At 69.4% G+C, this 13,379-nt stretch carries 9 protein-coding genes; all 9 read right to left on the minus strand.

Annotation, left to right across the window (positions count from 1 at the left end; all coding sequences use genetic code 11):
- Positions 1-6: 6 nt before the first annotated feature.
- The 9 genes from AC3WQR_RS13355 to gspF all read right to left on the minus strand — a co-directional run bounded on the left by AC3WQR_RS13355 (position 7) and on the right by gspF (position 13,370).
- On the minus strand, positions 7-1,443 hold the full coding sequence (locus AC3WQR_RS13355; protein ID WP_492742352.1) for an 8-oxoguanine deaminase: 1,437 nt from the start codon (positions 1,441-1,443) through the stop codon (positions 7-9).
- Entirely contained in the window at positions 1,440-2,855 is a 1,416-nt protein-coding gene (locus tag AC3WQR_RS13360; protein ID WP_492742353.1) for a nucleobase:cation symporter-2 family protein, read from the minus strand. Before AC3WQR_RS13360 ends, AC3WQR_RS13355 begins: the two co-directional genes overlap by 4 nt.
- A 119-nt stretch (positions 2,856-2,974) precedes the next feature.
- Entirely contained in the window at positions 2,975-3,877 is a 903-nt protein-coding gene (locus AC3WQR_RS13365; RefSeq protein ID WP_139700918.1) for a LysR substrate-binding domain-containing protein, read from the minus strand.
- 48 nt (positions 3,878-3,925) lie between these two features.
- Positions 3,926-6,190 carry a phosphocholine-specific phospholipase C gene (locus AC3WQR_RS13370; RefSeq protein WP_492742354.1) on the minus strand — a complete coding sequence of 755 codons (2,265 nt, stop codon included), beginning with the start codon at positions 6,188-6,190 and terminating at the stop codon, positions 3,926-3,928.
- An 8-nt stretch (positions 6,191-6,198) separates the two neighbouring features.
- Complete coding sequence (locus tag AC3WQR_RS13375; RefSeq protein ID WP_492742355.1) at positions 6,199-8,388, minus strand: phosphocholine-specific phospholipase C; 2,190 nt, start codon at positions 8,386-8,388, stop codon at positions 6,199-6,201.
- Positions 8,389-8,438: 50 nt separating this feature from the next.
- On the minus strand, positions 8,439-8,621 hold the full coding sequence (locus AC3WQR_RS13380; protein ID WP_062472685.1) for a hypothetical protein: 183 nt from the start codon (positions 8,619-8,621) through the stop codon (positions 8,439-8,441).
- A gap of 38 nt (positions 8,622-8,659) precedes the next feature.
- Positions 8,660-10,738, minus strand: coding sequence for a LamG-like jellyroll fold domain-containing protein (locus AC3WQR_RS13385; RefSeq protein ID WP_492742356.1), 2,079 nt, complete (start codon positions 10,736-10,738; stop codon positions 8,660-8,662).
- Between the two features lie 465 nt (positions 10,739-11,203).
- Positions 11,204-12,103, minus strand: a complete 900-nt coding sequence (locus AC3WQR_RS13390; RefSeq protein ID WP_099795206.1) for a 5'-nucleotidase — start codon at positions 12,101-12,103, stop codon at positions 11,204-11,206.
- Positions 12,104-12,125: 22 nt separating this feature from the next.
- Positions 12,126-13,370, minus strand: coding sequence for a type II secretion system inner membrane protein GspF (gene gspF / locus AC3WQR_RS13395; RefSeq protein WP_492742357.1), 1,245 nt, complete (start codon positions 13,368-13,370; stop codon positions 12,126-12,128).
- Positions 13,371-13,379: the final 9 nt, after the last annotated feature.

Raw genomic sequence — 13,379 nt, forward strand, 5'->3', positions numbered from 1 at the left:
GCTTTTTCAGGCGGTGTGCGGATGGCGCGCACTCTCGTACAGCGTGCGCGCCAGGTCGCGGTGCGTGGCCAGCAGCGGCGCCAGCTCGAAGCCCGTGAAGCGCCCGTCGCGGATGCGGACCACGCCGTCGATCACGCTCAGCGCCGCCGCCACCGGTGTGCAGAACACCAGCGCCGCCACCGGGTCGTGCCAGGCGCCCGCGTGGTCGACGCCGCGCATGTCGAAGGCCACGAGGTCGGCCGACATGCCCGGCGCCAGCGCGCCGATGTCGTCGCGCCCGAGCACGCGGGCGCCGCCGAGCGTGGCGATCTCCAGCGCCTCGCGCGCCGTCATGGCGGCGGGGCCGTAGCCCACGCGCTGCAGCAGCATGGCCTGGCGCGCTTCGCCCAGCATGTGCGCGCCGTCGTTCGACGCGCTGCCGTCCACGCCCAGGCCCACGGGCACGCCTGCGCGCCGCATCGCCCCGATGGGCGCGATGCCCGAGGCCAGCCGCATGTTCGAGCACGGGCAGTGTGCCACGCCGGTGCCGGTGCGCCCGAAGAGCGCGATGCCCGCGTCGTCCAGCTTCACGCAGTGCGCGTGCCACACGTCGTGGCCGACCCAGCCCAGGTCTTCGGCGTACTCGGCCGGCGTCATGCCGAACTTCTCGCGCGAGTAGGCCACGTCGTTGTCGTTCTCGGCCAGGTGCGTGTGCAGCGACACGCCGCGTGCGCGCGCCAGCTCGGCCGACAGCCGCATCAGGTCGCGCGACACCGAGAACGGCGAGCAGGGCGCCAGCACGATGCGACGCATCGAATGGCGCGCGGGGTTGTGCCAGCGGTCGATGAGGCGTTCGCTGTCGCGCAGGATCGCGGCCTCGGTCTCCACCACCTCGTCGGGCGGCAGGCCGCCGGCGCTGCGGCCCACGCTCATGCTGCCGCGCGCCGCGTGGAAGCGCATGCCCATGGCGTCGGCCGCCTCGATCGAGTCGTCGAGCCGCGAGCCGTTCGGGAACAGGTAGAGGTGGTCGCTGGTGGTGGTGCAGCCCGAGCGCATCAGCTCGGCCATGGCGGTCTGCGTCGACACGCGGATCATCTCGGGCGTGAGCCGCGCCCACAGCAGGTACAGGTTGGTGAGCCAGCCGAAGAGCTCGGCGTCCTGTGCCTCGGGCACGGCACGCGTGAGGCTCTGGTACATGTGATGGTGCGTGTTCACCAGCCCGGGCATCACGACATGGCCGTGCATGTCGATGGCCTCGGCCTGGCCGCTGCGCAGCGCGTCGAGGTACGCCGCCGGCAGCTCGGCCGTGGCGCCCACCCAGGCGACGGCGGGGCCGTTCATCACCACGGCGCCGTCGGCGATCTCGCGCCGCGCGGCGTCCATGGTGACGAGCACGTCGGCGTGCCGGACGATCAGCAGCGGCGGACGCTGCGGCGAAGAGGACGAGGGGTTCTGGAAGGTCATTCGGTACCGTGTGAAGTGCGCGCCGCCATCGCGAAGGAGCGTTCCTTCGACAGCACGCCGTTGTAGAAAAGATTGAGCAGCACCGCGGCCAGCGTGCCCAGCACGATGCCGCTGTGCGTCAGCGGATGGGTCCAGGCGGGGAAGTGCTGGAAGAAGTTGGGCGACAGCGTCGGGATCAATCCGAGCCCGATGGAAATCGCGATCACGTACAGCGCGTGGCGGTTGTGCGCATAGTCGATCGCGCCCAGGATGCGCACGCCCGTGGCGGCCACCATGCCGAACATCACGATGCCCGCGCCGCCGAGCACGAACTGCGGCACCGAGGCCACGATGTGCGCGATCTTCGGAAAGAGCGCCAGCGCGATCAGCATCAGGCCACCGCCCGCCGCCACGTAGCGCGAGCGCACGCCCGTCACCGTGACCAGTCCCACGTTCTGCGAGAACGAGGTGTAGGGGAAGGTGTTGAACACACCGCCGATGACCGTGCCCAGCCCGTCGGCACGCAGCCCGCGCGTGAGCGCATCGGTCGTCACCTTGCGGCCGGTGATCTCGCCCAGCGCGAGGAACATGCCGGTCGATTCGACCAGCGTGATGAGCATCACGATGCACATCGAGGCGATGGCCGTGAGCTCGAAGCGCGGCAGGCCGAAATGAAAGGGCGTGGTCACGGCCATCCAGCTCGCTTCCTCGAGCCCGTCGAAATGCATGCGCCCGAGCGCCAGCGACAGGCCCACGCCGAACACGATGCCCAGCAGCACCGCGATGTTGGCGATGAGGCCCCGGCCGAAGCGCGTGATCGCGATGATCACCGCCAGCACGGCCGCGGCAATCGCCAGGTTCACCGGCTCGCCGTAGGCCGGGTTGGCCACCGCGTGCGCCACGCCGTCGACCATGCGGGTCGCGGTGGGCTGGCCGCCGGCCGCCCAGTTGATGGCCACGCCCATGAGCGACACGCCGATCAACGTGATGACCGTGCCCGTGACCAGCGGCGGAAACACGCCCAGCACGCGCCCCATGAGCGGCGCGACCAGCATGCCGAACACGCCCGCCACGATGGTCGCGCCGTAGATCGCGGGCAGCCCGAGCGAGGGGTCCATGCCGATGGCAATCATCGGCCCGACGGCCGCGAAGGTCACGCCCATCATCACCGGCATGCGAATGCCGAAGCGCCAGAAGCCGATGGCCTGCACCAGCGTGGCGATGCCGGCGGCGAACAGGTCGGCGTTGATGAGGAAGGCGATGTCGGCCTTCGAGAGGCCGAGCGCGCCGCCCACGATGAGCGGCACGGCCACCGTGCCCGCGTACATCACGAGCACGTGCTGCAGGCTCAATGCGCCGCAACGTGCGAGCGGAAGCTTCTGGTCGACCCCTTCGCCGTCTCCTGCGGGGGTCTTTTTATCGTTCGAGAACATGGGAACCTTTCCTGCCGATGAACCGGCGCGGCAGTCTAGGAGCGATGTCTTTGCACATGCAAAGTCAATAAATGACGCGCCCTGTGCACAAAAAGTGGACGGTCTTTCGGGGGTGAACTTCAGGGCGCCAGCAGGTCGTCCAGGCAGGCCACGACATGGTTCGCGAACAGCTCGGCCGCGGCGCTCGGCGCCTGCGCGGCGCGGGTCTCGAGCGTGAGCGTCTGGGCGCGCAGCGTGGTGTCGCGCAGCGGCACGAAGACGAGGGTGCCGTCGTTGCGCTCCTCGTCCACGTCCAGGCGATTGAGCAGCGTGATGCCGCCACCGTCGCGCACCAGCCGGCGCATCAGCGCGGTGGAGGTGGTCTCGACCACCGGCGACACGCGGATGGCTGAGCGCTCGAACGCGGCATCGAGGATCGGGCGGATCGACAGCGAAGGCGCGGGCAGGATCAGCGGGTAGCCCACGCACTCCGCCAGCAGCGCGGTCGCATGCGCCGTGAGCGGATGGCCCGGCGGCACCACCGCGCCGATCGGCCACTCGCTGCTGAACAGCGTGCGAAAGCCGGCCGTGCCGGGCACGTCGTAGGCCAGCGCCAGGTCGGCATCGCCTTCGGCCACGCTGCGCAGCACGGCCGCGATGGGCAGGCCGAGCAGCTTGAGCTGGATGCCGGGGTGCGCGGCACGAAAGCGCTGCACCACGGCCGGCAGGAAGGCGTCGGCCAGGCCGGCCGTGGTGGCCAGCGTGACCTCGCCCTGGCGCAGGCCGCGCACGTCCTCGATGCGCTGGCGCACGAGGTCGAACTCGCGCAGCGTGCCGCGCGCATGCGCCAGCACGATCTCGCCCACGGGCGTGAGCTTGAGCGTGTTGTGGATGCGCTCGAACAGCGGCGCGCCCAGCTCTTCCTCGAGGTTGAGGATCTGGCGGTTGACGGCCGTGGGCACCACGTGCAACTGCTCGGCCGCCTTGCGGATCGAGCCCGCGCGAACCACTTCGACGAAGTACCGGATGACCTTGGCGTGCATGAATTCCCCCGCGCCGCTAGCGGGCGCGGGGGGATCATGCCTACGTCTTCAGAGGTCGGGCAAGCCCATGGCCGGATCGCTGACCGTGTGCTTGCCGGTTTCCACGCGGCCGGCGAAGCGGCGGTAGAAGGCCGGGTCGCTGTCGCAGGTGACGGCGAAGTCGTACCACTGGCCGCTGGCGGCGAGCTCCCAGTGCTGCTCGGCCTTGGTACCGCCGGCCACGGTGGCCGTCCAGGGGCCGTCGTTGCGGTAGGCCTTGGCGTGCATCGTGAACTTGCAGGCGTTCTTGCCGTCGTTGCGCATTTCCAGGTAGACGTTGCCGTTCGTGATGTCGTAGCAGACACGCACCTCGGGCACGGCCGCACCGCCGGCACGCAGGCTGTTCAAGTCGCCCTTGAAGTGACGGTGATAGCCGTTGGGGCCGAGCACCCAGAGGTCGTAGGCGGTTGCGCTGCTGCCCGCGAGGTCCCAGGTGTCGTCCAGCAGCTTGCCCGGCTCGACCATGTAGCGACGCGGCAGGCGGTCGAGGTTCTTCTTGTCGTAGACATGGAACACGGCCGCGGCCTTGCCCGTGTTGGAGAACAGCAGCTGGACCTTGCCACCGGCGGCATCGGCGCGCGCGCTCGTGTGCAGCTCGTAGGGCAGCGCGCGCGAGGGGCGCGTGCCGGTGGGCTGGCTCGGCAGCTGCGGGTCGGTCGGCAGCGGAACCTGCGGCCGCTTCGTCTTGCCGTCGGCCTCGAACTCCTGCGTCTTGCGCAGCGTGTCGGCGTCGGTGCGGGTCGTGCGACCCGTCAGCGTCGGCAGCGTCTCGCCGTTGGGCGTGGCGAAGTTGAAGGCGCTCGTGAGGTCGCCGCACACCGCGCGGCGGAACGGCGAGATGTGGGGCTCCTTGACGCCGAAGCGTGCCTCGATGAAGCGCAGCACCGAGGTGTGGTCGAACACCTGAGAGTTCACCCAGCCACCGCGGCTCCATGGAGAGATCACGTACATCGGCACGCGCGGGCCGGGGCCGAACACGCGGCCGTCGGGCGCGGGTTGCGAGCTGCTGCCTTCGGGGGGCGGCTGCGTGAAGTACTCGGCCTTCAGGTCGTCGGCGGCGAGTGTCGTCTTGCCAGCCGGGGTCTTGTCAGCGTTGAGCGAGGGTGCCGACGGCGAGGGCACGTGGTCGAAGTAGCCGTCGTTCTCGTCGAAGTTGACCAGCAACACGGTCTTGCTCCAGACCTCGGGCACGGCGGTAAGCGCGTCCAGGATCTCTTGCAGGAACCACGCGCCCTGCACGGGGCTCGACGGGCCGGGGTGCTCGCAGTAGATCGACGGTGCGTTGATCCAGCTCACCTGCGGCAGGCGCCCGGCCTTGATGTCGCGCCGGAAGGCGTCCAGGTACTCCTCGGGCTGGGTGCCCGGCAGGGTGTTGGCGATGCCCTTGTACAGCGGGTTGCCCGGGTTATCGCTGACCGGGTCGTAGGCGTGGTAGGGCACCGCCTGGCCGCTGTCGGAGTAGGGTGCGTTGGGGTCGCCGCTGGACACGGGGTAGGCCGACGCGCGGTTGGCGCGCCGGAACTGGCGGAAGGCGCCGAGCATGTTGTCGCCCCACTCGTCGGGCATGTTCTGGTAGCAGATCCAGCTCACGCCGGCATCTTCCAGGCGCTCGGCGTATGTCTTCCACGTGTAGCCGGTGTTCACCGCGGCGGCGCGTCCGTCGAGCCAGTCCCATTCGTTGTTGACGTAGGCCACGCCCTGCGCGGTCGCGCCGTTGGTGCCGGTCAGGTGGAAGGACCGGTTGGCGTCGGTGCCCGTGTGCATGGCGCAGTGGTAGCTGTCGCACAGCGTGAAGGCGTTGGCCAGCGAGAACTGGAACGGGACTTCGGCCTCCTTGAAGTAGCCCATCGCCGCATTGGTCTTGTAGCGCGGCCATTGCGAGAGGCGGCCACCGTCCCAGGCGTTCTGGCTGTCGACCCACGAGTGCGGCGTGCCGCTCACGCGCTGCGCGTTGCCCTTGCTCTGGTCCAGGTGGTAGGGCATGAGCAGCTTGCCGTTGGCGTCGGCCTGCTGCCACACGCTGCGCCCGCCGGGCAGCGGGATGCCGAAGCGGTCGCCGAAACCGCGCACGCCCTTGAGCATGCCGAAGTAGTGGTCGAACGACCGGTTCTCCTGCATCAGGATGACGATGTGCTCGACGTCCTTGATGGTGCCGGTCTTGTTGTGGGCCGGAATGGCGAGCGCACGGCGGATGCTCGGCGGAAAGGCCGAGAGCGCGAGCGCGGCGGCACCGGTGGTGGCAGTGCCGGTGAGAAAGTTGCGACGGGAGGTCATGGTGTGCGTCAGAGGTCGCCCATGCCCATGGCTGGGTCGCTCACCGTGTGCTTGCCGGTTTCCACGCGACCGGCGAAGCGGCGGTAGAAGCTCGGGTCGGCATCGCAGGTGACGGCGAAGTCGTACCACTGGCCGCTGGCGGCCAGCTCCCAGTGCTGCTCGGCCTTGGCGCCGGCGGCGACGGTGGCCGTCCACGGGCCGTCGTCGCGGTAGGCCTTGGCGCGCACCGTGAACTTGCAGGGCGTCTGGCCGCCGTTGAGCATCTGTAGGTAGACATTGCCGTTGGCGATGTCGTAGCACACGCGCACCTCGGGGTTCTTCGGCGCGCTGCCCTGGCGCAGGTTGTTCAGGTCGCCCTTGAAATGGCGGTGGTAGCCGTTGGGGCCGAGCACCCACAGGTCGTAGGCACCCATGTTGTCGGTGGCCACGGTCCATGCGTCGTCGAGCGTCTTGCCCGGCTCGACCATGTAGCGGCGCGGCAGGCGATCGAGGTTGAGCTTGTCGTACACATGGAACACGGCGGCGGCCTTGCCGGTGTTGGAGAACAGCAGCTGGACCTTGCCGGTCACCGTGTCGGCGCGCGCGCTCGTGTGTAGCTCGTACGGCAGTGCGCGCGAAGGGCGTGTGCCGGTGGCCTGGCGCGGCAGCTGCGGATCGAGCGGCAGCGGCACCTGGGCCAGCGCCTGCTGGTCGGCGCGCAGCTTGTCGGCGTTGGCCTTGGTGGTGCGTCCTGCCAGCGTCGGCAACGTCTCGCTGTTCGGCGTGGCGAAGTTGAAGGCGCTCGTGAGGTCGCCGCACACCGCGCGGCGAAACGGCGAGATGTTGGGCTCCTTGACGCCGAAACGCGCCTCGATGAAGCGGATCACCGAGGTGTGGTCGAAAGCCTGCGAGTTCACCCAGCCGCCGCGGCTCCAGGGCGACACCACGTACATCGGCACGCGCACGCCGGGGCCGTACACACGGCCGTCGGGCGCGGGCTGGCTGCTGGTGCCGGGCGGGCTCGGGTGCGTGAAGCGCTCGACCGCGAGGTCGGCCTCGGGCAGCGTGGTCTTGCCGGCCATTGAGCCGTCGGCGTTGAGCGAAGGCGCGGCCGGCGAGGGGTAGTGGTCGAAGTAGCCGTCGTTCTCGTCGAAGTTGATGAGCAGCACGGTCTTGCTCCACACCTCGGGCACGGCGGTGAGCGCATCGAGCGTTTCCTGGATGTACCAGCCGCCCTGCACCGGGCTCGACGGGCCGGGGTGCTCGGAGTAGGTGGCGGGTGCCACGATCCACGACACCTGGGGCAGCTTGCCGTTCTTGATGTCCTGGCGGAATTGCTCGAGGAAGCCGCCGTCGGGCATGGTGTTGGCGATGCCCTTGTACAGCGGGTTGCCGGCATCGTCGCTCGCCGGGTCGTAGGCCGGCGAAACGCCGCCGTTGCTCACCGGCTTGCCCGAGGCCTCGTTCGCCTTGCGGTAGTGCTTGAAGCCCGCGAGCGGGTTGTCGCCGTAGTTCTCGGGCATGTTCTGGTAGGTGATCCAGCTCACCTTGGCTTCCTGCAGCCGCTCGGGGTACGTCTTCCATTCGTAGCCGAGGGTGGAGGGGCCGATCTCGTCCCACTCGTTGTTCACGGTGGCCACGCCCGCGCCGGTCGGGCCGTTGGTGCCGGTCCAGTGGAACATGCGGTTCGAGTTGGTGCCCGTGTGCATGCTGCAGTGGTAGTCGTCGCACAGCGTGAAGGCATTGGCCAGCGCGAACTGCAGCGGCAGCTCGGCTTCCTTGAAATAGCCCATCGAGACGTTGTTCTTGTAGCGCGGCCACTGGTAGGTGCGTCCGCCGTCCCAGGCGTTCTGGCCGTCGATCCACGAGTGCGGCGTGCCGCTCACGCGCTGCGCGTTCCCCTTGCGGCTGTCCAGGTGGTAGGGCAGCACGGGCTTGCCGGTGGCATCGCTCTGCTGCCAGACGTTCAGGCCCTTGGGCAGCGGAATGGTGAAGCGGTCACCGAAGCCGCGCACGCCCATGAGCGTGCCGAAGTAGTGGTCGAACGAGCGGTTCTCCTGCATCAGGATGACGATGTGCTCGACGTCCTTGATGGTGCCGGTCTTGTTGTTGGCCGGAATGGCGAGGGCGCGGCGGATGGCCGGCGGAAAGGCCGAGAGTGCGAGCGCGGCGGCACCGGTGGTGGCGGTGCTGGTGAGGAAGTTGCGACGGGAATTCATGGGGGTGTCGTGTTTGCCGGACATGGGTGTGGGTCTTCCTTCGGGTCGCGTCAGGGCGCGCAGCGCATCTCGGGCTTGACGCTGGTGTCGGGCGGGGGCGTGGTGCCCGTGGGCGGCACGATGATCGGGGCGCTGCCGCCGCCATCGCTGCCGCCGCAGGCGGACAGGACGCAGGCCAGCATCAATGCAACGGCGAGCCGTGCGGGCGTGGGCAGGAGGGAGAGAGTGCGCATGGTGGGGTCCTCTGGAATCGTCGTTGTGGAGAAGAAGGTCATGGGGCAAGGGTGGACAGCGGCTGTCCGGACTTGAAGAGGCTGGCCAGCTCGTCGCTGGTGAGCGCGCGGTTCCAGACAGCGAAGTCGTTGAAGTCCATCGCGCCGCGCGGCGAGCTGCTCTCGCGCTGGTAGTACTGGCCGGTGCCGTCCTCGTTCAAGCCGAGGCCGTTGCCCAGGCCGCCGAGCTTGGCCACGAGGTCGGAGGTGATCGCCACGCTCTTCGTCTGCGTGGCCCGGGCCGGATCGAACACGTAGCCGGTCATCTGCAGGGCGGCCTTGTCGATCACCACCGCCACATAGGCCCACTGGCCGGCGCTCAGGCTGTAGCCGTTGCTGTCGGCGCGCGCGCTGCCGGTGCCCACGTTGAAGCGGATCTCGCAGCTGCTGAACAGGCCGATGGCCAGGCCCGCGTTGCCGCCGCTGGTGTAGTTCTTGTTGGCGATCACGGTGCCGCCGTTGCTCACGCCCTGGCTGCAGGTGTCGTCGGTGCGCATCCAGAAGCCGATGGTGAACGCGGTGACGCCCGCGTCGGTGGTCACGTCGCGGGTCTGCACGAGGCGGTGGCCGGCCGTGCCGGCGGCGTTCTTCACCCGCGCGTCGACGCGCAGTGCCTTGGCCTTGTACAGGGCCTTGAAGCCGTCATCGACCAGCGTGCCGCCGTTGGCATCGGCGGCCCACGGTGCGAGCGTGGACGCGCCCTTGACGTCCACCGCCGGCAGGACGTCGAGCGGGTAGTAGGCGGCGAGGCCGTTCAGCAGCGTTGGTGCCAGCGTGGCCGGCTTCAGGTAGGCGGCCTGCGCGGTGAGCGCGGTGACGGCTTCACCCGCGGCGATCGTGTACTGGTAGGTGTAGACGCCGTCGCTCGCGGCCGTGACGGGGTCGTTGTACGCGGTGCTGCCGGCCGGCAGCGTGGCCACCAGCTTGCCGTCGCGCAGCACCTTCACGGGGGCGCTCTTGTCGCCCGTGAGCGTCCACGATAGGTCCACGCTCGTCTTGTCGGCGCCGGTGCGGGCCGTGAGGTCGCGCAGCAGCGACGCCGCTTGCAGCGGCTGGCCGTTCAGGCCGTAGGCCTCGGCCGCCGGCAGTGCGCCGAGGTGGCGCAGCACGGTGGGCGTGATGTCGGTCGCGGCGGCCAGCTGCTGCAGCGAGGCATCGGTGGGCGCGTCGGCGCCCACGCCCGGCAAGGCCGCGAGTGTCTTGTTGCTGGCGATGAAGATGGTCTTGCCCTCGGCGTTCTGCAGGCCGGTGGTGGTGCCGAAGGTGTCGATGCCGTGGCCGGAGGTCACGATCACGAGCCAGTCTTCCTTGGCGTCGTTGGCGGTGCGCTGCGCGATGCGCGCCAGCAGCCGGCCCACGGCCGCCGAGGTGTCGGCGACCGCGCGCCGGTAGGGCTCGTTCTTCAGGCCGCTGTTGGCCACGGCTGCCGTCGCGGGGGCGCCGTACTGGGCCACCAGCAGGTCATAGCCCGCGCCGATGAGCTGTGTGGTGCGCTCGGTCACACAGGCGTCGGCGCCTGCGCAGTCGACTGCGGTGTCCACCGTGCCCGTTTCGCCCGCCATCAGGCCGGGGTAGCGCGTGTTCGCGGTGACCGCGGCTGTCTTGTAGCCGGCCTCCTTGCGCAGGCGTGCCAACGCGAAGACCGAAGGTGCGAGCTGCGCGTCGATGCGCTGGTCGGCGGTGTCCCAGCGCACGCCGTGGCGCGACACCCAGGTGCCTGTGACCAGCGAGGCCCAGCCGGGGCCGTCGGTGGTGCGTTGCTCGGTCGGTGTGCCGTTCGTGCCACCGGTCCAGGCCGGGGCGAGGCGCAGGGCCTGCAGGGCCGGGGCCTTGTTCTGCGCGATGGCTTCGCGCAAGGCCGCATGCGTGAGCCCGTCGATCTCGACGATCAGCGCCTTGGGGCCGCTCTTGCCTTCGTTGGGCGTGCTGCTCGGGGGCGGCGTCGGGGTGCCGCTGATGGGGGGAAAGGCAACGCCACCGCCGCCTCCACCGCCGCAGGCCGCGAGCGCGGCGGAAATCGCAAGGGGCAACAGCCAGCGCGTGAGGGGCGCGGCGTGCGTGGAAGGAGTCGGACGCATCGGAAAAGCCGTTCGGTTCTTGTTGTCTGTCGAAGGAGGTGAAAGCCCGGCGCGAAAAAAAAGTGCCACGAAGGCACTGCGCACCGGACAGGCGACAAGACTAGGGAGAACCCGTTACTCGGCAGTGAACGAGCGATGACAGTGGGACGAAACGCGTGTGACAACGCGCTGGTCTGCGGCTTTGTGGAGACCGCGAAAGAGGGGCTGGGGCGCGTGCCCAGGGCACCGGGTACTTCCCTCCGCGAATGTCCCCCGGCCTGCGGCCTCCTCCTTGATTTCGCTGCGGGAAGCACCCGGTGCCCTGGGCACGGGAAGCAGCGCGGGTGCGCGGCCGATCAGCGACCGCACTGCCCATCGATCACGTCGATGGGGTGCCTTGCGCAGCGAAATTAAGGGGGAGGCCGCAGGCCGGAGGACATTCGCGGAGCAAGGTGCCCCGTCGGCGGGATCGCGCCCTGAACGGCGTCAGGACTCGTTGCTGATGCCGCTAGACACATGCCCCGCAGGCACATGCCGCGAGGCCGCGTCGACGTGACCGGTCTGGTCGTCAAAGAAGAAGTCGGGCTCGAACTCGCGCAGGAACTCGCCCTTGGGCAGGCCGCCGAGGAACATCGCTTCGTCGACGCGGATGTTCCACTTCATGAGCGTGCGGATCGCGCGCTCGTGCGCCGGTGCACTGCGCGCCGTGACCAGTGCGGTGCGGATGCGCATCTGCGCATTGCCCGCCATCTGCAGCCGGTGCAAGGCCATCAGCAGCGGCTTGAACGGGCCTTCGGGCAGGGGCAGGTCGGCCTTGCTGAGTTCGTGCGCCTGGAAGGCGTCGAGGCCCTCGGCCTGGAACACGCGCTCGGCCTCGTCGCTGAACAGCACGGCATCACCGTCGAAGGCGATGCGCACTTCGTTCGGCCAGGCATCGCTGGCCTTCACCGATTCGACCAGCACGCGCGCGGCGGGAAAGCCCGCGGCGAGCGCTTCGCGCACGTCCTGTGCGTTGACCGACAGGAACAGGTGTGCGCGCAGCGGGCGCAGGTAGCCGAAGGGCGGGCGGCCCTGGGTGAACACGCCGCGCTGCAGCTTGATGTCGGCCGCCGCGCTCGACTTGAAGATGCGCATGCCCGACACCGGGTCGTTGCGCGACAAGATGACCACCTCGACGCGCTGCACGCCGTCTTCGTTGAAGCGCAGCAGCTTGCGGATCAGCGACGACGCGATGCCGGGGGCGGCCGGTTCATCGATGCGGTCGAGCTGCAGCTTCATGTAGCCCTCGTTGTCGCCGGCCTCGAAGATCTTGTTTTCTTCTTCGAGGTTGAACAGGGCCCGCGAGGAGATCGCGACCACGAGTTTGTCTTCGAGCGTTACGGGCATGTGAGGGGCTCCCCGTCCGTCGTCACTTGACGAACTGGTTCAGCTGAATGATGGGCAGCATCACGGCCAGCACGATGAGCATCACCACGCCGCCCATGGCGACGATGAGCAGCGGCTCGAGGATGGTGGCCAGGTGCATGGCGCGGCGCTGCACTTCGGCGCCGAGCTGGTTGGCGGCGCGTTGCAGCATCACGGGCAGCGTGCCGGTCTGCTCGCCCAGGCGCGCGAACATCGACACCAGCCCCGGAAAGCGTTTCTTCTGCGCCAGCGCGGAGGCCAGCGGCGCGCCCTCGCGCACCAGCACCAGCGCGTCGAGCGCGTCGGCGCGCATGGCGCGGTTGCCCAGTGTTTCGGAGGCCGCCTGCAGCGCACGCAAGATGGGCACGCCGGCCGTGGCCAGCATGGCGAGCGTGCTGGCAAAACGCGCCGCGTTGTAGCCGCGCGCGAGCTTGCCGACCAGCGGCAGCTTGAGCCAGGCGGCGTCGAACTTGAGGCGGAAGGCTTCTTGTGCCAGCGCGACACGCACGCCGATGGCTGCGATCACGATGGCACCCAGCATCCACCAGCCGTAGTTGCGCACGGCCGCGCTCAGCGACAGCATCACGGTCGTGAGGAAGGGCAGCGAGCGCTTGGTGCCCGCGAACACCTGCGCCACCTGCGGCACCACGTAGCTCACGAGGAAGATCACGATCACGATCGCGACCAGCGTGACGATGGCCGGGTACAGCGCCGCGCCGATCAGCTTCTGCTGCAGCACCTGGCGCTCCTCGAGGTCGTCGGCGAGGCGTTCGAGCACGAGCCCGAGGTTGCCGCTTTGCTCGCCGGCGCCGATCACGGCGGTGTAGATGGGCGAGAACTCGCGCGGGTGCGCCGACAGCGCGCGCGCGAAGGGCGAGCCCGCGTTGACCTCGGCGCGCAGCGAGGCGACGAGGTTGCGCTGCGGTTCCGATTCAGCTTCGTCGGTGAGGGCCGTGAGCGCCCGTTCCAGCGGCAGGCCGGCGGAGATGAGGCCGGCGAGCTGGCGCGTCCACACGGCGAGGTTCGTCGAGTTGAAGACCCGCTTGCCACCCCCGAGCCAGCGCGTGAGCGCGTTGCTGCCGGCACCGCCGCCGCCGGCCGCATCGCCACTGCCGACCGGCTTGACCGACAGCGGAATGAGCGCCTGCGCCCGCAGCAGGCCGCGTGCGGCGCGCGCGGTGTCGGCCTCGAGCACGCCCTCGCGCGACTGGCCGCTGGCATCGATGGCTTCGAAGGAATAGGCGGGCATCGCGGGTCG

The sequence above is a fragment of the Variovorax sp. FW305-3-2-15-B-LB1 genome, from assembly GCF_058787635.1.

What these genes read in the sequence shown, in the direction of transcription:
- AC3WQR_RS13355 (WP_492742352.1), bottom strand. Translation starts at nt 1,443, where the DNA reads ATGACCTTCCAGAACCCCTCGTCCTCTTCGCCGCAGCGTCCGCCGCTG.
- AC3WQR_RS13360 (WP_492742353.1), bottom strand. Translation starts at nt 2,855, where the DNA reads ATGTTCTCGAACGATAAAAAGACCCCCGCAGGAGACGGCGAAGGGGTC.
- AC3WQR_RS13365 (WP_139700918.1), bottom strand. Translation starts at nt 3,877, where the DNA reads ATGCACGCCAAGGTCATCCGGTACTTCGTCGAAGTGGTTCGCGCGGGC.
- AC3WQR_RS13370 (WP_492742354.1), bottom strand. Translation starts at nt 6,190, where the DNA reads ATGACCTCCCGTCGCAACTTTCTCACCGGCACTGCCACCACCGGTGCC.
- AC3WQR_RS13375 (WP_492742355.1), bottom strand. Translation starts at nt 8,388, where the DNA reads ATGAATTCCCGTCGCAACTTCCTCACCAGCACCGCCACCACCGGTGCC.
- AC3WQR_RS13380 (WP_062472685.1), bottom strand. Translation starts at nt 8,621, where the DNA reads ATGCGCACTCTCTCCCTCCTGCCCACGCCCGCACGGCTCGCCGTTGCA.
- AC3WQR_RS13385 (WP_492742356.1), bottom strand. Translation starts at nt 10,738, where the DNA reads ATGCGTCCGACTCCTTCCACGCACGCCGCGCCCCTCACGCGCTGGCTG.
- AC3WQR_RS13390 (WP_099795206.1), bottom strand. Translation starts at nt 12,103, where the DNA reads ATGCCCGTAACGCTCGAAGACAAACTCGTGGTCGCGATCTCCTCGCGG.
- gspF (WP_492742357.1), bottom strand. Translation starts at nt 13,370, where the DNA reads ATGCCCGCCTATTCCTTCGAAGCCATCGATGCCAGCGGCCAGTCGCGC.